Here is a 19,512-nt window from a genome sequence, read left to right as displayed (position 1 = left end):
CGGTCGACTATGGAGCGCCGAGCGTCTGACGAGCAAGCCCGAGCATCGTCGGCCAGTTCAATAGCGCGACCGCGCCTGGCCCTCTCAGCGAGTGCGGTGTTCGGCGACGATCACGTGAGTCCGGGAACAGTGGGCAGCGTGTGTCGATGACGGCCGGCAGACGCGAAATCATGTCGTCGATCGCGTTCGGATCGGCGAGGTCGGTGATGATCGTGTCGTCGACGGGTCCGTCGCAGGCCTTGATGTCGACGGCGATGATGCGTTCGGGGCCAGCCCCGCGCAGCAGGGTGACCAGCTCGGCGCCGACCCCGGTCGCGGCGCCGGTGATGACGACCGTCTTGCCGCTGTAATCAATGATTGGCGTCACAGCGGATTCCATTGCGGTGCGCCGTGTTCGCGGAAAGCGGCGAAGGAGTTGGTCAGCTCACCGGTAGCAGTGCACATCACCTGGGTGCGGTTCTCGATATCCAGTGCGTGTCGCAGGCTCGGGGAGTCAATGGTTTGCCACATGGTCTCTTTGGTCATCCACACGGCCAGCGGCGCGTTGGCTGCGATCTCGCGGCCTTTATCGACAGCCCGCTCTAGCAGGCCATCATCGTCGACGATCTCGAGCACCAGCCCGATTGCGGCAGCTTCAGTGGCGTCGAAAACGCGTCCTGTCAGCATCAACTCGGCGGCCCGAGAAGCTCCCACGAGGCGGGGCAGGTGATAGCTGGTTCCCATGTCGCAGGCCGAGACCCCGTGACGGATGAACACCGCGCCGAACGACGCCCCGGGGTTGGCGTAACGGATGTCGCAGGCCAGCGCCAGCGCGAAACCTCCGCCGACTGCCGCGCCGTTGACTGCGGCGATCACTGGTTGGCGTAGTCGGTGGATCTTCTCGAAAGCCGAGGCCATCAGTTCCTGCGCGGACATCGTCACCGCGACCGTCGATGTGGCCGCCCGCAGCAGGCCAGCGAACGGTGTCGCATCGGTGTTGGTGAAGTCCTCAGGGCGGGATTTGATGTCCGCGCCCGCACAAAAAGCCCCGCCGGATCCTGTGAGCACCACCACCCGGATTGTCGGGCTCGCGTTAATGGCATCGAGCACCTGGTGCAGCTCGGCCAGGGTTTGGGAGTCCAGCGCGTTGCGCCGGTGTGCGCGGTCAATGGTGACGATGGTGATCGCGCCGTCATCGAGATTCTCGACTCGCAGCGCCGCCGTTGACAACGCCTGCGGCGACCCTTGTGAGGTGGTGGATGTCATCTCGCTCACCGCCTTTCTGTGATGTGTAGGAAGGTTCCGGCGCAAATCGATCAGCGGCACCGGGTTATCTAGCGGGCGACCATCCCGCCGTCAACGATGATGGTCTGGCCGGTGATAAAGCTGCCGGCGTCGGAGACGAGAAGCAGTGCCGGAGCTACCATCTCGTCGGGTGCGGCGATGCGGTGCAGGAGTGCCGACGCGGCCATAACGTTGATGAACTCCGGCGGATTGTTGCGGACCATGTCGGTGTCGACTGATCCCGGCGCCAGGGCGTTGACGCGGATGCCGGCCGAGGCGAATTCGGCGGCCATCGATCGGGTGAACGAGACCATCGCCGCTTTGGCTGCGGAGTACATCGACACCGCGGGGGAGAAGATGAACGCGCCGGCGGACACGACGTTGAGAATGGCCGCGTGGCCGCTGGCCCGCAGATGCGGCAACGCGGACTGAACCAAGAACACCGGCCCCCGCAGGTTGACCGCGAACGATTTCGACCAGGCCTCGGGGGTGATCTCACCCAGCGGTTGGGTCAAGGCGTTGGCGGCGTTGTTGATGACGATGTCGATGCCGCCGAACTCGTCGATGGTGCGGGTGGTCAGCTCGTCGATGGCCGCCAAATCACCCAGGTGGGTCGGGACACCCACAGCCTTGCCGCCTAACGCTTTTAGCTGCTGGGCAGCAATTTCGCACGCATCGGCCTTACGGCTGGCGACGACCACGTTGGCGCCGGCGGCAGCCAGGCCCTCGGCGATGGCCAGACCTATTCCGCGGGTTCCACCAGTAACGATGGCGGTACGGCCGGTCAGGTCGAACAGGGCGCCAAGTGTTTGTTTGTCCAATGTTGAGTCCTCTCGACCGCGACGCGTCGTCTGGCGGTTACCATACAAGATGTAGCGTAACGGAACTATCATCGTCGGTAAGTTTGCTGGCACGGGTTAGTCGACCAGGTCCCGGCCAGTCCTTCGTCGTTGCGCACCGAAACGCCCGGCAGGCCAGCTACAGGCGGGTTCGAAGGATCCGGCGCCGCGGCCACCCTGACACGAGAACTGGGTGTCGATGCCGGCCGCCCCCAACGGCTTCGAGCAGTTCGGCTATGCCCTCGTCCACGGTGGCCGGCTGGCCTGCACTTGGCGATGGTTGGTGTCGCTGACGTCGTGCACGCCGTCACTCATGGCTTAGTGTCCGGAGGCATCGATGGGGATGTTAGTGCGGTGTCGTTCACTGTGATACCCATTCGTTGCTCCTCGCGTTTGACAGTTTGTCATTGCCAAAGGCGGGGCGGGTTTCCGCTGGTCGCGAGTTGTCGCGGATTGTCATCAATGCTGCTTGCGCGAATGTGTCTGCGCAGCTAGATGGCCATTTCCAGCAGTTTCGCAAGTGGTTCGAATCCCCTTAGCTCCACTGTTTGACCTGGTGAAACACTTGCAGAATCACCCACCGAACCCACATACCCATATGCGTCATCACGTCCCGGCCGCTACCCACTTGGATTCCAGGCCGACAGTCGTGGAATCCATGCCGGTACGTTGCGCCGGTATTCGAGGTATTCGTCGCCGTAGCGCTTTTTGAGATGGGGTTCTTCCCAGCCGCGGATAAACACCGCCAACACTGCGAAAAACGCTACCGCCCACAAGAGCAGCGGTGTGGCCGCGGTGATGGCCGCCTCGGCGAGCAGAATGCAGACCACCCCGGTGATCATCGGGTTGCGCACGTGGCGGTACGGCCCGCGCACCACCAGATGGACAGGCTCTCCGAGTAGTTTGCCGACCCCCAGCGTGCCCTTTCCTGTTCGGTCGAAAAGCGTATTCGTCCACACGAATAGGCCCAACCCGACGACGATCAAGAGACCGCCTATGACCGCCAGCCCGATCCGTGCGGGAGACGTCAGATCCGGTGCACGCACACCATTCGCGGTCGCGATGAACAGGGGTGTCACCAGCGTCATCGTGACCGGCGCGATCAGGAATGAAATCAGATGCCGCCACCACAGACGCCGGTCAGTTGCCTCTGCTACGTCCACCATCTCGCCCCTCCTTGGCCCAGCGATGCGTCGAAACTTCAACTCCTGCTGAACATCAAAGTACGCGCACGGCAAACAATCTTCAATACCCGTTGAAGTATCCTGTTGGCCATGCCAGAAGCGCGGCGTCCGGGCCGCTGGCGGACCGGACAACAGAGCAAGCAGCGCATCCTCGACGCTGCGCGCAAGCGATTCATCCGTGACGGATACGAGCGGGCCACGGTTCGCGCAATCGCTGCGGACGCCGGCGTCGACGTCGCGATGGTCTATTACTTCTTCGACAACAAGGAAGGGCTGATCAACGCGGCTGCGCTCACTGGACCTGAGCACCCGCTGCATCAGCTGGCCACGCTCCTCGATGAGGGGACCGAGCAGATCGGGCTCCGACTGGTGCGTCGATTCATTGAAAGCTGGGACGCAGGAGTCGTTTTCGAGCCACTCGTAGCCCTATGGCGATCAGCGCCGATCCACCCGCGGGCGCGAAACGTATTGCAGGACAACATCGCCGGCCCGGTTGCTCAGCAAGTCGCCGCGGAATTCGGGGTAGCCGACGCCGAACTGCGAGTGGAGTTGGTGGCCAGTCATCTCATAGGACTGGCATTCGCGCGCTACCAATTGAAAATCGAGCCAACCGCCTCCGCTGACATCGAGGATCTGGTCGCATGGGTCGGACCAACGGTTCAGCGCTACCTGGCCGATCCGAGCCCCATCCCCTGAGGAAGGGTGACAACGAAGACCGCAGCTCCGTCTCAGGCAGCCTGGGTGACGGTGACGCTGCGAAAGTGCTCGATACCGTCTTCGTCGGTCAGGTCGTTGACGACTTCGGCGAGTTTGGTTTTGACGTCACTCGGTGATGAGTATCGCGTAGTCGATTGCTGGCCGTCATCGAACTCGATGGTGACGAGGTAGTGGCACACAGTGACCTCCTGACGCAATAAGAGATGGCTCAACGCTAACCCGAAATCGCCGATTTCGCCTCCTGAACAGCTGCGAACCTGCTGTACATCTCGTCAGCCCAACGCCGCTCAGCCCGGCCATCGTCTTGCAGTCGCTACCGACGCGGTGGTCTGACCGGAGTCGGCGAGGCGGCCGCACTCCGCAGTCCCGGGGCGTAGGTCTTTATCAGTGGACCAATTTTTGTGTTATTGCAGGTGGAGGCCTATTTCCTGGATATTTCATGGGGTTATGTCACACCGCAAGCGGTGGCGTTCGCCCGCGCCGCGGTGCGGGCGTGGCGATCCGCCGCAAGATCGACACCACGGTCGTGATCCTCGCTGGATCACAGCCATATCCGCGTTTCGCGGCGCGCCTGAGCACCCAGGCGCCCCCGCCGCGCGGAGGAGTAGGATTCAGTCCTACTCAACAATGGAGGTCGCTCATGCGAACGACGCGGCAATTGAGCATCACACTCCCCAACGACATGGCTGAAGCGCTCCGCGAGCGGGTGCGCTCAGGGGAATACGCCAGCGAAAGTGAGGTGATCCGCGAGGGCCTGCGGGCATTGTTCGCGCGCGATCAGGCTATTGAAGCCTGGCTTCGTGACGAGGTTGCCGCGGCGTACGACGCCGTGGTCGCCGACCCTTCGCGCGCCGTCACTGCGCAGAGGGTGCGGGCGCGGCTGGCCGCCGAGCGGGCTGGGAGCGTGTGAGTCCCAGCGTCGTCTTCACGCCCGAGGCGGAAGATCAGCTCGCCGAGCTGTACCGCTATATCGCCGCCGCGGGGTCGGCCGAAGTCGCGGCGCGGTACACGGAAGCGATCGTTGCTTACTGCGAGGAGCTGGCCGCATTCCCGCATCGCGGCAGCGCGCGCGACAACATCAGGTCCCGACTGCGCACAATCGGCTTCAGGCGACGGTCGTTATTGCATTCGCTGCGTTGGACCAGACCGTGGCGATCATCGGTGTCTTCTACGGCGGGCGCGATTACGAGGCGGTTCTGAGTGACCCAGAGGGTGCTGCGGAGTAGCCGACTCGGCCACGTGTCAATTACCTGTTTCCCAGGTTCGGTGGGGTTCGAGTCCCCTTGCTCCACTCCTGAGCTTCAACCCCAACGTCTGGCAGCCCGAGGTGTTGGCACCTGGGTCGCCTCAAGTGCGACGGAACGGCCAAAGTGCTCGATCTTGGTGATGAAGGGCGATGTCATCGCCCGCACGAGTGCGCCGTAGCCGACACCGAAGTCGATCTCGTCGCCGACCGCGACAGGGTGATCGCCCAGGTCGACCACCAGGTGGTCGCTGCTCATCCCGAGGATGGTGATGCCCTCGGGTGGCTGCAGGCCGTCCGGGTCCACATCCTGGCGGCCGAGCGCCAGGATTGCTTGGGGCACGGTCCGGCTGCCGGTGCGGACCGGCGCCTCGCCGAAGGCCGCCTGAGCACGATCTCCCCAGGGTTGAGCCGGTTTCACGGCGACCTCGATGACCTCGGCGGTCAAGGTGAAGGCGTCCGTGTGCAGGCCGGGGATCGGTGTCCGGTACAGCGGATCGACGCCGAGAAGGATGGCTTCGCCGAGTCGCAGCTCGTTGATCCGGCCGACGTCGTCGGTTTGCAGTGCCCAGCTCAGGTTCGCCGAGTTTCCGCCTGAGACGACGTCGAGCGTGATCCCGTGCTGTGCCTCGATATCGTTCGCGAGCCCGGTGAGGATGCCCATGTTCCGGTCGTCGGGCACGACACCGTTCTGGCACGCGAGGTTGGCGCCCAGCCCGACGAGCCGGAGCGAGGAGTGACCGAGGACGGCCCGCACGGCCTCGGGGACTTCGTTGAGCGCGATGCCCTCGCGTAGGTCGCCCAGCTCGATCATGAGCACGACGGCGTGTATCCGCTTCTGCTGGGACGCGGCCTGATCGAGCGCCGCCAGCACGACGGCCTCGGTGTTCAGGCTGACGTCGGCGACGTCAACGACCTGTGCCGCCTGGCTGAGCATCGGTGAGCGGACCAACATGCGTAACGGTGACCGGTCGAGTCCGGCCAACCGGGCGAGGTTCGGCACCCGGGAATCACCGAGGCCGCGGGCGCCGCCGCGCAGCATCGCCGCGCCGACTCCCGGCGAGCCCAATACGGCCTTGGTGATCCCGGTGACCCGGATGCCCGTCGCGGCGAGCCGGTCAACCAGGATCCGCGTGTTCTGCTCGACCTTGCCCAGATCGGTCTCGATCCGAAGCGTCACACCGGGGTGGTCGTGTCGGCCGCCGCCGCGAGCGCGGGGAAGGCCGTCAGCACCATGTCGACCAGATCCGACGCGGGGCGCGTCAGAGGGTCGGTGACCGGGAGGCCGAGCTGCGAATGATGCTCGGAGATGGCGTTGCTCAGCTCGTCTTCGGTCATCTCTTCGTGGTTGATCGTGACCCCGATGACGCGGGTGTCGACGAACGCCTCGATCAGTGCGATCTCGCTGGCCGCGGTCGGCATCGCCACCATCGGGAAGTCGCCGAGCACCGCGCGCTTCGGCGCGTGCTGCACGATCACGCCGGCCGGGCGGCTGCCGCGCAGGATGTGAGCCGACGTGATGTACGCGGGGTGGCTGAGCGCGCCCTGGCCCTCGACCACGATCACGTCGGGGTCTTCACCCTCGAACGCGGCGACGACCTGGTGCTCGACCTCGCCCGAGCAGAACTGGGGGACTAGCGCATCCAGCGCGACGCCGTACTTACCGCCCTGGATCAAGGTGGTCTGACCGGTGCCGACCATGACCGCTTTGATGCCGCGCGCGTTCAGCGCCTGGACCAGCAAGGTGGCGGTGGTGCGCTTCCCGATCGCCCCGTCGGTACCCAGGATCGCGATCCTGAGGCACGTGACGTCGAAGATCCGGCCGGAGAACAGATGCAGGTCGCGCTTGGCCTTCGGTCGGCGTACATCGGTGATGGTGATGCCGGCGATCACTGCTGCCGCCACGAATTCGGGGTCGTCGTTGAGGAACTCGTGCAGGCCGTTGATGATGTGCATCCCGCGGGCGATGCCGTCGAGCAGCACGATCCGCTGCTCCTCTGACAGCAGGCCGTCGGCGGGCGCCAGCCCACAGATCAGGTAGTCAGGTACGCGGCCGGCGTGAGAGATGGACTCGGCGAGCGAGGCCAGCACCGGGATGCCGTTGGCGGTGCCGTCGAGGAACTTCCCGGCATCGACTCCGGCCCGTAGGCTGTCGATGACGCTGAGGATCTCGTACTTATCCGAGTGCCGGACCAACCCGTTGGCGGTCTTGCCGTCCTGCTCACCGAACTGGCCCTCGCAGTAGACGATCGCGGTGGAACCAGCAGGCAGCGCGAAGGGAGCTCCCCGAAGGGTCCACTCGCCCTGTAAGGACGCGTCGAGAGAAGGGGTACCGCTGGCGAGCGAAGTCATAAGCTCCTCTGAGAAGTCTCAGAAGGCGACGGGATCGTGGCGGGGCGGTGAGCCCAACGCTCAGCGAGAGGTCTGCCCTGAGGGCCGGCAATATTACCGGCGGGTTAACCGTACCGGATCGGTTCTGCAGGCCGCATCTCGGCACGTCCAGGTAGGCCACTAGGGCTCTGCACAGCGAAAGAGGGTTTAGCGCCCGCCGTGGATCGCGCCGACGGTGAAGTCAGCCGCCTGATCGGGCATGCCGTTGGTCTTGTAGGAGCTGTGGGCAGCGCGGCTGAAGCCTTGACCCGATGAGCACACCGGGTCTTGGGATGCGCACAGGTCGATCGTCTTGTTCGCATACAGCGGCCCGATGTTGATCGGTGGGGCATTGCGATCGACCAGGTTCAGAAACCCGTTGGACGGCTTGCCGAACAGGGTTACCGCAGCAACGTGCGAGGCGACGTTGGGCGGCAACGGACCGGCGATGCCTTCGGGCAGTGCGTAACCGGGTGGCACGCTGTCGGCGGTGATGTAGGCCGCGATCGCCGCGCCCTGGGAATAGCCTCCCAGAACGATTTTGCTGCTCGGGCAGGTGTTCACCGTGTCGAGGACTTTGTTGGCGGCGTCGGTGATTCCGTCGGCGGCTTGTGAGAAGTTCAGTGACGCAGGATAATTGACCGGGTATACGTCGACTGAGGTACCGCCCAGGCGGGATGTCAGCGCGTCGGCGAATTGCTGCCCGACCGCGCCGGGGCCGGGTGGCTCCAGGGTGCCGCGGGCGAAAATCACCTCGACGTCCGCGCATGGTCCACCGTCGGCCGCCGTGCTGATCGCTGGGGCAGCGACTGCCGCCGCCCACAGCATCGTCAGGACCGCTGTCCACTGCAGGACCCTCGTCAGTCCATAGCGGGTTGTCTCGTGCACGCTGGTGCCTTTCGCTGGGCGAGGATGCTTTTTGGAGCGGTGGATGACGGACGCGCAATGCGGCCTGGCGACGCTGCCATCAGTCATCTTGATATCGGTGCTGTCAACGGTCAAACTCAGATCGTTGTAACACCCGGTGTGGCCCTGTTCATTCCTGCCGCCGCGGCCGGAAAGGAAACCGCAGGTGACCAGCCGGACTGAAAGTGAAACAACACGTAACGAATCGGCAGTTGAAGCTGCGTTTTTCGGCAACGCGGCGGGAGTCGGTGTCGTCGATTAGGTTTTCGCTTGTATTCGCAATACGCTTGCGCGCGGTTTGTTCTCGACTCAGGAAAGCGGCCATGTCTATTCAGCCCGCGCTGGCGCGCCCACGACGGGTGCGTAGCGCCCGCACACAGCGTTTCGCATCCCGCGTCAAATCTCCAACGGTCGGTCAGTGTTTCGATGTCGAAGTCACTCGCGACGCGGACGGGTGGATGATCCGGATTCCCGAAATCGGCAAAGTCACCCGCGCCAGCCGTCGAGCGGCGGTGGAACCGGCGGCGCGGGAATGCATCGCAACGTGGACCGGCATCCCAATCGGCTATGTCGCCGTCTACGTCACCACCGAGATCGGCTAGCGCCGAATAGCTACTGGCCGTATTTGTTGGCCGAGGTGTATCTCGGGCGTGACCTCACCGCGACGGTGACGAACAACGCTCATCATCATGATGGTTTTCGCGGCATTCGCCGCGTTGGCAATGGCGGCTTGCGTCGGCTACTACTTCGGTCGGCGGGCGCGGTCGCCGTCGACCTGGAAGAAGCGGACGAGTCGGATCGCGTTGGGAAGGATGGCGGCCAATTTGCTCGTGTTGGTAGCTGCGCGCCGCATCCGGCACAGGTTCCGGGCTCAGCCCATGGTCGAGCTGTTCGGGCTGAGAGTTATTGCGCCGCTTGCGTTGTTGCGGAGTAGCGTTACGCGGATGCGCTCCTTCCGGGGTGCGCCAGGGTGGTGAATGAACGTATGCCGGCGCTCGAGGGCAAGATCGCGTTTGTGACCGGTGCGTCGTCGGGCCTCGGTGCCGAGACCGCCCGGCTGCTATCACGCCAGGGCGCAACGGTTTTCGGTATCGGCCGGGACACCGCACGGTTGGCGGATGTTTTCGCCGACGTCGAGCATGGTGCATACGCGTCGGTGGACATCGCATCGGCACAGGCCTGTAGGGATGCGGTCGAGCAGTGTGTCCGAGAATTGGGTGGCCTGGACGTCCTGGTCAACGTTGCTGGCCGACACCAGATGCGCCGCACGGAGTCGATGACCGACGACGACTGGACCCAAGATCTGGCGGTCAACCTCGACGGGCCGTTCCACCTGTGCAGGGCCGCACTGCCTTATCTGCTGGAGCGAGGCGGCAACATCGTCAATGTCAGCTCCATCGCCGGCGTCGAAGGCCAGGCCTATTCGGCCGGCTACTGCGCCGCCAAGCATGGCCTGATCGGGCTCACCCGCGCTCTGGCCGTGGAGTACACAGCGGATCGCCTGCGCGTCAACGCCGTTTGTCCGGGCGGCATGCTGACGCCGCAAATCGAACAGTTCACCGCGCCAGAGAACCCGAACTACGACCTGATCATGCGCACGGCCTCACCGCGCGGCATGATGCAACCCCTCGACGTGGCGAATGTGATCGCCTTCCTGGCCAGCGACGCCGCAGCCGCTATCCACGGCGCCGTCTACCGGGTCGACAACGGCAAGGGGGCCGGGTAGCCGATGTAGCGGTCTCGCCGACCGAGGGATGGGTCAGTCGGCCAACGCCCGTCCCACGATCAACGGATCCGGCTCGCCCACGATGTCAGCGTCCTTGTCGTCGTAGTCGAATTTGGCGAGCAGGTAACGCATGGCGTTGATGCGGGCCCGCTTCTTGTCGTTGCTCTTGACAACTATCCACGGCGCGGCATCGGTATCGGTCGCGGCAAACATCTCCTCCTTCGCCGCGGTGTAGTCGTCCCATCGATTCAGCGACTCCATATCCGTCGGCGAAAACTTCCACTTCCGTACCGGGTCTACGAGTCGGATGGCGAACCGGGTCCGTTGTTCGGCCGGTGAAACCGAAAACCAGAACTTGGTCAAGCTGATGCCGTCGTTGACCAGCATCCGTTCGAAAAGAGGTGCCTGCCGGAGGAATTCAGCGTGCTCCTCGGGGGTGCAGAAGCCCATCACCTTTTCGACGCCGGCGCGGTTGTACCATGACCGGTCGAACAGAACCATCTCGCCGCCCCCCGGCAGGTGGCCGATGTAGCGCTGGAAATACCACTGCGTTTGTTCGCGTTCGGTCGGCTTCTCCAAGGCCACAGCTGTCGCGCTGCGCGGGTTCAGGTGCTCCATGAATCGCTTGATGGTGCCGCCCTTGCCGGCCGCGTCCCTGCCCTCGAACACGATCACGTGACGGGCGCCTGTGCGTTTGCCGTGTTGTTGTAGCTTGAGCAGTTCGATTTGAAGCCGCCGCTTCAGGTGCTCGTATTCATCGTCGGGCATGCGGTGGTCGTAGGGATATCGCTCACGCCAGGTGTCGACATGTTGGCCGTTTCGGTCAAGCAGAACGGGATCGTCGTCATCACTGTCGTCGACGATGTATCCATGCTCGGGCGTCGACAGGGTTCCTAAATCTATCTCTGCCATGACCCGACGCTAGCGCAAATTGGGCAGAGGAGACTCTTGACCTTAAGCATGGTTGAGGTTTTAGCCTCATCGCTATGGCTCAATTGGCATACCCGTCCAACGACGGTTGGCCCGACGAATTGGCGTCGATCGGTGCGCTCCGATTCGCTCGGCGCTCAGCACATTTCGAGGACACCGTGCGCTTCTACCGCGACCTGGTCGGCCTGCCGCTATGCGCCACGTTCGAGGACAGCTATGGCAGCACCGGGGCGATATTCGGCTTGCCGGGATCGGCGCTGACTTTCGAGATCGTCGAGGCCACCGAAGCGGTTGCCGTCGATGATCACGAGCAGTTGTGCCTGTATTTTCCGGGCACCGCGGCCCAACAGCAAGCGACCGCACGACTGACGGCGGCAGGCGTCAGGCCGGTTGATTCTCATCCGTATTGGGAGGCGACCGGATCGGTCACCTATCGCGATCCGGATGGTCGTGAAATTGTGTTCGCGCCGTTCGTTTTCGGCATCAGCGAACCCGTCGAAAGCAACGTCTCCGGCGCGCACTGGACCGCGCCTTGATGACACCAAATCATCGAGTGGTGTTGCTGCCCCGTTTACCGGTGATGCCCACGTAAATCGCGATCAAAACGACGGCGATGATGATCCCGACCAGAAAGGCGGTAAGCGCGAATCCGCCTCGTTCCGAAGGGTAGACGAGCTTGTAGCTGACCCACGATCCAACAAACGAGCCGATGGCACCGAGCAGAATCGTCACGATGACGCCGATGTTCTGCTTGCCCGGCAAGATGAGGCGCGCCAGGGCTCCAACGATCAGCCCGACGAAGATTGCCCCGACAACCGTTCCGATCATTTCCGCTCCTTGGCAGTAGATCCTCGGTTACCCGTTTGCGCCGGTCCCACTCAAGAGGTCCTTGCGTGGTGCCTTGAAAAGCGGAAGGCCACCGGGGTCTGGTGCACCGGTGGCCGTCCTCTCTGCTGGCTCGTTGCAGCTAGTGCTTGAAGGCGTCCTTCACCTTCTCGCCTGCGTCCTTGAGGCTGGACTTTGCCTGGTCGAGCTTCCCCTCGGCGCGCGTGTCGTCGTCACCGGTGGCCCTGCCGAGGGCCTCTTTAGCCTTGCCGGCGACATCGTCGATCTTGTTGCTCGCCTTTTCGTGGGCTCCCATGCGCTTCAGCTCCCTCTGTTCTGAACAGTGCTGCTTTGCGTCGGGATTAATACCCGGCCACCACGGCGGTCAAACCAGGTATGCGAGATTGACACGATGCGGGTCGCGATTCTCGACGATTACCAAAATGTCGCGCTGAGCATGGCTGACTGGTCGGAGGTGGCCGCCAAAGCCGAGATCACCGTGTTCAACGACCACCTCGCCGATCACGACGCCGTTATCCGGCGGCTGGCGCCGTTCGACATCGTCTGCGTGATGCGCGAGCGCACCCCGTTGCTGCGTGACGTCATCGAGCGCCTGCCGCGGCTGAAGATGATCGCCTCGACTGGGCCGTTCAACGCCTCCGTCGACATCGCGGCCGCCAAGGAACGCGGCATCTACGTCAGCACCACCGGTGGCTACGTGGAGTCGACGGTCGAACTCACCTGGGCGCTGATCCTGGCCGCCGCCCGCCGGATCGTCGACGAATCTGTGTCCGTGCGTGCCGACGGTTGGCAGACCGCCGTCGGCCGACAACTGGGCGGCACTGTGCTGGGTGTCCTGGGATTGGGGCGCATCGGCAGCCGGGTGGCCCACGTCGGCAAGGCGTTCGGCATGGAGGTCATCGCGTGGAGCACCAACCTGACCCCCGAGGCCGCCGAACAAGCCGGTGCGACCTACGTGTCTAAAAACGAGTTGTTCAGCCGCGCCGACGTGTTGACCATCCATCTGGTGCTCAGTGAACGCTCCCGCGGCCTGGTCGGCAGCACCGAACTGGGACTGATGAAACCGACGGCGTTGCTAGTCAACACATCTCGCGGCCCGATCGTCGACGAGCCGGCTCTGATCGACGTCCTGCGATCGCGGCGGCTCGGCGGAGCCGGTCTCGACGTCTTCGACACCGAGCCGCTGCCGGCCGGGCACCCGCTGCGGTCGCTGGACACCGTGGTCGCCACGCCGCACATCGGCTACGTCGCCGAGCAGGTCTACCGGGTCTTCTACGGTGAGGCCGCGGCCAAGATCTCCCGTTGGCTGAGCCGGCGTAGCGGCGGCTGATTTCGACGCACGGCGGCGCGACCAGCACGCGTCAACCAGACCGGCTACCGCTGACACCGCCGCCGCAAGCGCCCAGCCCAGCAGGATGTCGACGACGAAGTGTTCGGCGGAGTACACCAGCACGAACGCCATCGCCACGGGATAGATCACCAGCAGCGGCCGCCATCCGCGCCTGACCCGCCGCCACAAGAAAATCGAGATCATCGCGGTCAACGCGGCGTGCAATGAGGGAATCGCCGCGACCAGATTCACACTGGCCTGCCCGGAGTTGACCAGTGCCCCGGCCGACTGCAGATGTAGCGTTCCCCAGCCACGGGTGGAGATCCGCTCGACGAACAGGTTGGCGCCCGGCCGGCTCATATGCATCGCGCCCAGCAGCCCGCCGTCGGGAACACCGGCCGGGCTCCGGTACATGCAGGGCGCGTTGGACGGGCCGGCGGCGATGTCGGCCGGTGTGCAGCGCGCGCCCGCCCACGGCGGGGCCGCCGGCAAGACCACATAAATGACAACAGCGGCGAAGGACAACGCGACGAACCGGCGGACAAATGCCGCCCAATCGGTCCTGTTGTAAAGCCAGAGCACGCCGGCGACCACGTAAGGAAGGATGAAGAACGACATGTAGATGCTGCTGATAAGCACTTCCCACCATGGTGGCTGCGGCAGCTTGATGCGTTCCTGCAACCACACGGTCGGGACGGTGCCGAAGAACAACCAGCGATCCGCGTCGGGCTGGAATCGCCAGAGGGTAGGCGCGCCGAGCATGTCGGCGGCACCCCGGCTGAGGTCATAGAGCACCAGCACAAGCGCGAACGGCAACCAGTCGCGCATGACCGCGAACACCTTGTGCCCGCGGCCGATGCTCGCGACCATGAGTCCGGTGACGATGTAGAGCAGCAACAGTTCGCGGTTGAACGCAACCCCGTTGGTGGCGGTCCGATAGGTCACCACCAGAGCCCAGGTGGCGACGGCCGCGCGGCGTGCCCACGTGAGCCAACGCTCGCGGCCGGCCGGATCGGCTTTGCCGGGGGACTCGGCGTGTTGCGACCGCGCGGTGGACGGCCGACTCAGGCGGCCCCCGGCCTGCGGATCACGCTTGAACAGCCGGACCCGGCGATCGGTTGTTACTGCCACCAGTCCAACCTTATCCTTTTCCGGCTGTTCGCCATCTGTTCATTCTTATCGGCAACTGCCATTAAACCAAACCATCTGCCAAACGCGCTGTAGGCGAAGGGTTTTAACGCAGACGCAGTGCTGCAACATGTGTGGCTATGCGGGGGCTGTGAATTCGCTGGCGGTGGAGATCAGCCCGGATGGTGCGAACAATTGTGACGGTATCGAGTTGCCTTCGGTCAGCGGTATAGCCCTGCCGCGAATTGCCTTGAATGTCATGGTAATTGCGGCTCGCAGCACGGGGAGAACTTCTGCCGCGACCGAACCTGGCCGCTGGCAGCCTAACCCCGATGCAGGGCGCGCACAGTGTCGATGGTGTCGGCATCGTCGGGCCCTTTGTCGTCGCGGTAACGCAGGACCCGAGCGAACCGCAGCGCCAAACCACCGGGGTAGCGGGACGATGCCTGGATGCCGTCAAACGCCACCTCGACCACCTGCTCCGGTCGCACCTGCACGACGTAGCCGTCGGTGCCGCCGACGGCGAGTTCTTGAAACCGCGCCGTCTGCCATTCGAGCATCGCGTCGGTCATACCTTTGAAGGTCTTGCCCAACATCACATAGCGGCCGGCGGCCGGGTCGCGGGCGCCCAGATGAATATTGGACAGCCTGCCCTTGCGCCGGCCCGACCCCCACTCGACGGCCAGCACCACCAGATCCAGCGTGTGGACCGGTTTGACCTTGAGCCAGCCGACCCCGCGGCGGCCCGCCGCATACGGTGCAGTCAGCGACTTGGCCATCACGCCCTCGTGCCCCGCGGCCAGTGTCGTATCCAGGAATTCGCCGGCAGCGGCCGGCTCCGAGGTGATCAGACGGTCGACCCGGTTCTGCGCGGGCACGATGTCGTCGAGCGCCGCAGTGCGCTCGCTGGTCGGTGCGTCGAGCAGGTCGATGCCGTCGCGGTGCAGGATGTCGAAGAAGAAGACCGAAAGCGGCTGTGCGGTGCGGGCTGCCGTGACATCGACCGACCGGCCGAAGCGCGACCCGGTGACCTGGAAGGGCTGCGGTCGGCCATCGGGGCGCAGCGCGATCGCCTCGCCGTCGGCGATCAGCTCGCGGACCGGCAACGCCAGTGTCGCCTCGACCACCTCGGGCAACCGCCCGGTGACGTCGTCGAGGCTTCGGGTGTACACGGTGACCTGATCACCCGACCGGTGTATCTGCACTCGGGCGCCGTCCAGCTTCGCCTCGAAAACCGCTGTGCCGCCGAGCTTCTCCAATGCTTCGGCGACCCCTGCGGCGGTCTGCGCCAGCATCGGGCCGACGGGCCGGCCCACCCGCAGGGTGAAGGCATCCAGTGCCGCCGTCCCGCCGATCAGGCCGGCCGCTGCGACTGCCGGCAGGTCGCCGCCGAGCATGGCCGCCCGCCGCACCGTCGCGGCCGGAATCTCTATCGCCGCGGCGACCGCATCGGCCATCACGCCGACCAGCGCGCCCTGGCGCAGCTCACCGGTCAAAAGGCGCCGCAGAAAGGTCTGCTCGACTTCTGTTGCGGATGCGAACAATTCGCTCACCAGCTTGGCGCGTCGCGACTGCGAGCCCTTGCCCGCGGCCCCGCCGATCGTCGACAGGGTGGCGTCGGCACCGAGAACGGTCAGGCTGGGCTGCGCCGCCGGAGGCGGCAACGACCGCAAAGCCGCCCAGCCCACCCCGATTTGGCGCTGCGGCAGCTCGCCGGAAAGCCACGCCACCACGATCGCGACCAGTGCGGCATCGGACTTCGCCCGATTGAGCAACTCGGCGATCCTCGCGATCTTGGCCAGCCGCGACGCAGAGCCGCCTACGTCAACTGAGGTCGTCGCCACGTCGATCAGCAGCACAGCCCAGCTTTACACGCCTGGCCGACAACGTCACGTCGGGCCGCGATAACGTGCAGCTAAAGCGCGGGCACCCGGTCGCGAACAACCAAGGAGGTTTGGATGGAGATCAACGGCAAGAAGGTCGTCGTCATCGGCGGCGCCTCGGGTATGGGCCGCGCGAGCGCCGAGTTGCTGCATGCCCACGGGGCCAGCGTCGCAGTGCTCGACCGCGAGGGGTCGGACGGAAAGGACGTGGCGGCCGGTATCGGCGGCACCTTCTACCCGGTGGACGTCACCGACTTCGCCGGCACCGAGGAGACCTTGAAGGCCGCGGTCGACAAACTGGGTGGTCTGCATGTCACGGTGACCACGGCCGGTGGCGGCATCGCCAAGCGCACGATGTCGAAATCCGGTCCGCACGATCTCGAGTCGTTCCAGTCGGTCATCGATCTCAACCTCATCGCATCGTTCAACATCAGCCGGTTGGCGGCCAGTTACATGAGCCAGAACGAACCCGAGGACGACGAGCGCGGCGTCATCATCAACACCGCATCGATCGCGGCGTTCGAGGGCCAAATCGGCCAGGTCGCCTACACCGCCGCCAAAGCCGGCATCGCCGGCATGTGCCTGACCATGGCGCGCGACCTCGGGTCGTTGGGTATCCGCGTGCTGGCGATCGCACCAAGCCTGTTCGCCACCGGATTGACCAAAGGAATCCCCGACGAATACGCCACCGCGCTGACCAAAGACGCGGCGTTCCCGAAGCGACTGGGCCGTCCGGAGGAGTACGCCAAGCTGGTCGCGGCCATCGTGGACAACCCGATGCTGAACGGCCAGTGCCTGCGACTGGACGCCGGACAGCGGTTCGCGCCCAAGTGACGATCTAGCGGTCGACCGACCACCCGGTTGGTGGCCATCCGATTTAAGTACACTCCTTTCCACCGGCCAACGGCGTCCAAGAGGAAGGCCCTGCCATGGGTATCGCACTGACCGACGACCACCGCGAACTCGCCGAGGTCGCCCGCGCGTTTCTCACTTCGCAGAAGGTCCGCTGGGCGTCGCGCTCGCTGTTGGATGCGCCCGACGAGGGCCGCCCGCCGTTCTGGCAGAACCTGGTCGAGCTCGGCTGGCTCGGCCTGCACATCGACGAAGAACACGGCGGCTCGGGATACGGGCTGCCCGAGCTCGTGGTGGTCATCGACGAACTCGGGCGTGCGGTGGCGCCAGGGCCGTTCGTGCCGACCGTCATTGCCTCGGCGGTGATCGCCAAAGACGGCTCCGCCGAACAGAAGTCGCGGCTGCTGCCGGGACTGATAGACGGGACCGTCACCGCGGGTATCGGCTTGGACGGCGACGTACGGATCACCAACGGCGTCGCCGACGGTGTGGCCGGCATCGTGCTGGGCGCCGGTGCGGGTGAGCTGCTGCTGGTCGCGGTCGGTGACGATGTGCTCGTTGTCGACCGCGGCCGCTCCGGTGTGTCGGTCGAGGTGCCGGAGAACTTGGATCTGACCCGGCGCTCCGGGCGTGTCCGGCTGCAGAACGTCACCGTCGGCGACGGTGACGTCCTCCGCGGCGCACGAGAATCGGCACTGGCCCGGGCCCGCACACTGCTGGCCGCCGAGGCGGTCGGTGGGGCCGCCGACTGCGTCGACGCCGCCGTCGACTACGCCAAGGTGCGCCAGCAATTCGGCCGCACCATCGCGACGTTTCAGGCGGTCAAGCATCATTGCGCGAACATGGTCGTCGCCAGCGAGTCGGCGATCGCCGCGGTATGGGATGCCTCCCGGGCGGCTTCGGAGGACGAGGACCAGTTCCGGCTCGCGGCCGCTTCGGCTGCCGCACTGGCGTTTCCGGCCTATGCGCGCAACGCCGAACTCAACATTCAGGTGCATGGCGGTATCGGTTTCACCTGGGAGCACGACGCACACCTGCACCTGCGTCGAGCGTTGGTGACCACGGCGCTGTTCGGCGGCGACGCACCGGCCCGCGATGTGTTCGAGCGCACCGCCACCGGCGTCGCCCGGGAGAACAGCCTGGATCTGCCGCCTGAGGCCGAGGAATTGCGGGCCCGGATTCGCACCGACGCCGCCGAGATCGCCGCGCTGGACAAGCAGGCCCAGCGCGACAAGCTGATCGAGACCGGCTATGTGATGCCGCATTGGCCCAAGCCGTGGGGTCTGGCCGCCGACGCGGTGGAGCAGTTGGTGATCGAGGAGGAGTTTCGGGCTGCGGGCATCAAACGCCCGGACTACGGAATCACCGCCTGGGTGATCCTGACGCTGGTGCAGCACGGAACGCCTTGGCAGATCGAAAGATTCGTGGAAAAGGCGCTGCGCAAGGACGAAGTCTGGTGCCAGCTCTTCTCGGAGCCCGAGGCAGGCTCGGACGCGGCGTCCATCAAGACCCGCGCTACCCGGGTGGACGGCGGCTGGAAGATCAACGGGCAGAAGGTGTGGACCAGTGGGGCACACTATTGCGCGCGCGGGCTGGCCACCGTGCGCACCGACCCGGAGGCGCCCAAGCACGCCGGCATCACCACGGTGATCGTCGACATGAACGCCCCCGACGTCGAGGTGCGGCCGCTGCGCCAGATAACCGGCGGGTCGGATTTCAACGAGGTGTTCTTCAACGACTTGTTCGTGCCCGACGAAGATGTTGTCGGGCCGCCTAACTCGGGCTGGACGGTCGCGAGAGCAACGCTGGGCAACGAGCGGGTCAGCATCGGCGGCAGTGGGTCGTTCTACGAAGGGCTGGCGGCGCAGCTGGTTCAGCAGGTCCGGGATCAGCCGGACCGGTTGGCGGGCGGGCAGATTCGGGTGGGGTCATACCTCGCCGAGGAGAATGCTTTGCGGCTGCTGAATTTGCGCCGCATCGCGCGCAGCGTCGAAGGGGCCGGCCCCGGTCCGGAAGGCAACATCACCAAGCTGAAATTGGCAGACCACATGATCGAGGGCGCGGCGATCGCGGCTGCGCTGGTAGGTCCCGAGGTCGCGCTGCTCGACGGGCCCGGCGTGCTGGCCGGCCGCCTGGTCATGGGCGCCCGCGGTATGGCGATCGCCGGCGGCACCTCCGAGGTGACCCGCAATCAGATCGCCGAGCGGATCCTGGGCATGCCGCGCGATCCGCTGATCAACTAGCGGACTCGCCCTGGGTAGCAGACGTAAAAGCTCCCGCACAAGCGGCGTGTCG

General features: G+C 65.0%; 21 protein-coding genes and 1 pseudogene. 9 read left to right on the top strand and 13 right to left on the bottom strand.

Annotated elements, in window-relative coordinates:
* Positions 1–7: 7 nt before the first annotated feature.
* The 4 genes from VGG53_RS05290 to VGG53_RS05275 all read right to left on the bottom strand — a co-directional run bounded on the left by VGG53_RS05290 (position 8) and on the right by VGG53_RS05275 (position 3,268).
* Positions 8–367 (bottom strand): hypothetical protein, encoded by a 360-nt coding sequence (locus VGG53_RS05290; protein ID WP_331516929.1) that lies wholly within the window; start codon positions 365–367, stop codon positions 8–10.
* Entirely contained in the window at positions 364–1,245 is an 882-nt protein-coding gene (locus VGG53_RS05285; RefSeq protein ID WP_331516928.1) for an enoyl-CoA hydratase/isomerase family protein, read from the bottom strand. The genes VGG53_RS05290 and VGG53_RS05285 overlap by 4 nt, the downstream gene beginning before the upstream one ends.
* 68 nt (positions 1,246–1,313) lie before the next feature.
* Positions 1,314–2,084 (bottom strand): glucose 1-dehydrogenase, encoded by a 771-nt coding sequence (locus VGG53_RS05280; protein WP_331516927.1) that lies wholly within the window; start codon positions 2,082–2,084, stop codon positions 1,314–1,316.
* A 638-nt stretch (positions 2,085–2,722) separates the two neighbouring features.
* Positions 2,723–3,268 (bottom strand): isoprenylcysteine carboxylmethyltransferase family protein, encoded by a 546-nt coding sequence (locus tag VGG53_RS05275; protein WP_331516926.1) that lies wholly within the window; start codon positions 3,266–3,268, stop codon positions 2,723–2,725.
* Between the two features lie 108 nt (positions 3,269–3,376).
* Between VGG53_RS05275 and VGG53_RS05270 the strand changes: the two genes are divergently transcribed.
* Positions 3,377–3,982, top strand: a complete 606-nt coding sequence (locus tag VGG53_RS05270; RefSeq protein WP_331516925.1) for a TetR family transcriptional regulator — start codon at positions 3,377–3,379, stop codon at positions 3,980–3,982.
* Between the two features lie 32 nt (positions 3,983–4,014).
* Here VGG53_RS05270 and VGG53_RS05265 read toward each other — a convergent pair whose 3' ends face one another.
* Positions 4,015–4,182, bottom strand: coding sequence for a hypothetical protein (locus tag VGG53_RS05265; RefSeq protein WP_331516924.1), 168 nt, complete (start codon positions 4,180–4,182; stop codon positions 4,015–4,017).
* A gap of 461 nt (positions 4,183–4,643) precedes the next feature.
* Here VGG53_RS05265 and VGG53_RS05260 point away from each other — a divergent pair, with 461 nt between their 5' ends.
* Together VGG53_RS05260 and VGG53_RS05255 are read left to right on the top strand one after the other, a co-directional pair.
* Positions 4,644–4,913, top strand: coding sequence for a type II toxin-antitoxin system ParD family antitoxin (locus VGG53_RS05260; RefSeq protein ID WP_331516923.1), 270 nt, complete (start codon positions 4,644–4,646; stop codon positions 4,911–4,913).
* Positions 4,910–5,203, top strand: a complete 294-nt coding sequence (locus VGG53_RS05255; protein ID WP_331516922.1) for a type II toxin-antitoxin system RelE/ParE family toxin — start codon at positions 4,910–4,912, stop codon at positions 5,201–5,203. Before VGG53_RS05260 ends, VGG53_RS05255 begins: the two co-directional genes overlap by 4 nt.
* A 101-nt stretch (positions 5,204–5,304) precedes the next feature.
* On the opposite strand, the gene VGG53_RS05250 is transcribed toward VGG53_RS05255, so the two are convergent.
* The 3 genes from VGG53_RS05250 to VGG53_RS05240 all read right to left on the bottom strand — a co-directional run bounded on the left by VGG53_RS05250 (position 5,305) and on the right by VGG53_RS05240 (position 8,444).
* On the bottom strand, positions 5,305–6,426 hold the full coding sequence (locus tag VGG53_RS05250; protein WP_331516921.1) for an alanine/ornithine racemase family PLP-dependent enzyme: 1,122 nt from the start codon (positions 6,424–6,426) through the stop codon (positions 5,305–5,307).
* Positions 6,423–7,598, bottom strand: coding sequence for a DUF1611 domain-containing protein (locus VGG53_RS05245; RefSeq protein ID WP_331516920.1), 1,176 nt, complete (start codon positions 7,596–7,598; stop codon positions 6,423–6,425). The genes VGG53_RS05250 and VGG53_RS05245 overlap by 4 nt, the downstream gene beginning before the upstream one ends.
* Before the next feature lie 186 nt (positions 7,599–7,784).
* A complete protein-coding gene (locus VGG53_RS05240; RefSeq protein WP_331516938.1) occupies positions 7,785–8,444 on the bottom strand; it encodes a cutinase family protein in 660 nt (219 codons plus the stop codon).
* Positions 8,445–8,980: 536 nt separating this feature from the next.
* Here VGG53_RS05240 and VGG53_RS05235 point away from each other — a divergent pair.
* Together VGG53_RS05235 and VGG53_RS05230 are read left to right on the top strand one after the other, a co-directional pair.
* Positions 8,981–9,124: a long chain fatty acid-CoA synthetase Faa4p gene (locus VGG53_RS05235; protein ID WP_331516937.1), complete on the top strand. Its 144-nt coding sequence runs from the start codon at positions 8,981–8,983 to the stop codon at positions 9,122–9,124.
* 383 nt (positions 9,125–9,507) lie between these two features.
* A complete protein-coding gene (locus tag VGG53_RS05230; protein ID WP_331516936.1) occupies positions 9,508–10,248 on the top strand; it encodes an SDR family oxidoreductase in 741 nt (246 codons plus the stop codon).
* A gap of 33 nt (positions 10,249–10,281) precedes the next feature.
* On the opposite strand, the gene ppk2 is transcribed toward VGG53_RS05230, so the two are convergent.
* On the bottom strand, positions 10,282–11,160 hold the full coding sequence (gene ppk2, locus VGG53_RS05225) for a polyphosphate kinase 2 (protein ID WP_331516919.1): 879 nt from the start codon (positions 11,158–11,160) through the stop codon (positions 10,282–10,284).
* 74 nt (positions 11,161–11,234) lie between these two features.
* On the opposite strand from ppk2, the gene VGG53_RS05220 reads away from it, so the two are divergent.
* Positions 11,235–11,714 (top strand): VOC family protein, encoded by a 480-nt coding sequence (locus VGG53_RS05220; protein ID WP_331516918.1) that lies wholly within the window; start codon positions 11,235–11,237, stop codon positions 11,712–11,714.
* Between the two features lie 10 nt (positions 11,715–11,724).
* On the opposite strand, the gene VGG53_RS05215 is transcribed toward VGG53_RS05220, so the two are convergent.
* Together VGG53_RS05215 and VGG53_RS05210 are read right to left on the bottom strand one after the other, a co-directional pair.
* The gene (locus VGG53_RS05215) at positions 11,725–12,006 is read right to left on the bottom strand and encodes a GlsB/YeaQ/YmgE family stress response membrane protein (RefSeq protein WP_331516917.1); all 282 of its coding nucleotides are present in this window, start codon (positions 12,004–12,006) and stop codon (positions 11,725–11,727) included.
* Between the two features lie 139 nt (positions 12,007–12,145).
* Complete coding sequence (locus tag VGG53_RS05210) at positions 12,146–12,319, bottom strand: CsbD family protein (protein WP_331516916.1); 174 nt, start codon at positions 12,317–12,319, stop codon at positions 12,146–12,148.
* Between the two features lie 96 nt (positions 12,320–12,415).
* Here VGG53_RS05210 and VGG53_RS05205 point away from each other — a divergent pair, with 96 nt between their 5' ends.
* A complete protein-coding gene (locus VGG53_RS05205) occupies positions 12,416–13,354 on the top strand; it encodes a D-2-hydroxyacid dehydrogenase family protein (protein WP_414688888.1) in 939 nt (312 codons plus the stop codon).
* Positions 13,355–13,417: 63 nt separating this feature from the next.
* Here VGG53_RS05205 and VGG53_RS23960 read toward each other — a convergent pair.
* Both VGG53_RS23960 and VGG53_RS05195 read right to left on the bottom strand, forming a co-directional pair.
* A pseudogene (locus VGG53_RS23960) lies at positions 13,418–14,116 on the bottom strand (phosphatase PAP2 family protein); the annotation flags it as partial.
* A gap of 689 nt (positions 14,117–14,805) precedes the next feature.
* Positions 14,806–16,341, bottom strand: coding sequence for an ATP-dependent DNA ligase (locus VGG53_RS05195; RefSeq protein ID WP_331516914.1), 1,536 nt, complete (start codon positions 16,339–16,341; stop codon positions 14,806–14,808).
* A 99-nt stretch (positions 16,342–16,440) separates the two neighbouring features.
* On the opposite strand from VGG53_RS05195, the gene VGG53_RS05190 reads away from it, so the two are divergent.
* Together VGG53_RS05190 and VGG53_RS05185 are read left to right on the top strand one after the other, a co-directional pair.
* The gene (locus tag VGG53_RS05190; protein WP_331516913.1) at positions 16,441–17,199 is read left to right on the top strand and encodes an SDR family NAD(P)-dependent oxidoreductase; all 759 of its coding nucleotides are present in this window, start codon (positions 16,441–16,443) and stop codon (positions 17,197–17,199) included.
* 95 nt (positions 17,200–17,294) lie between these two features.
* On the top strand, positions 17,295–19,460 hold the full coding sequence (locus VGG53_RS05185; protein ID WP_331516912.1) for an acyl-CoA dehydrogenase: 2,166 nt from the start codon (positions 17,295–17,297) through the stop codon (positions 19,458–19,460).
* The last annotated feature ends 52 nt before the right edge of the window (positions 19,461–19,512 follow it).

Source organism: Mycobacterium sp. (assembly GCF_036490025.1).
Classification (GTDB): domain Bacteria; phylum Actinomycetota; class Actinomycetes; order Mycobacteriales; family Mycobacteriaceae; genus Mycobacterium.
The sequence above is the reverse complement of the archived record's forward strand: the minus strand, read 5'-3'. Positions and strand labels throughout refer to the sequence as shown.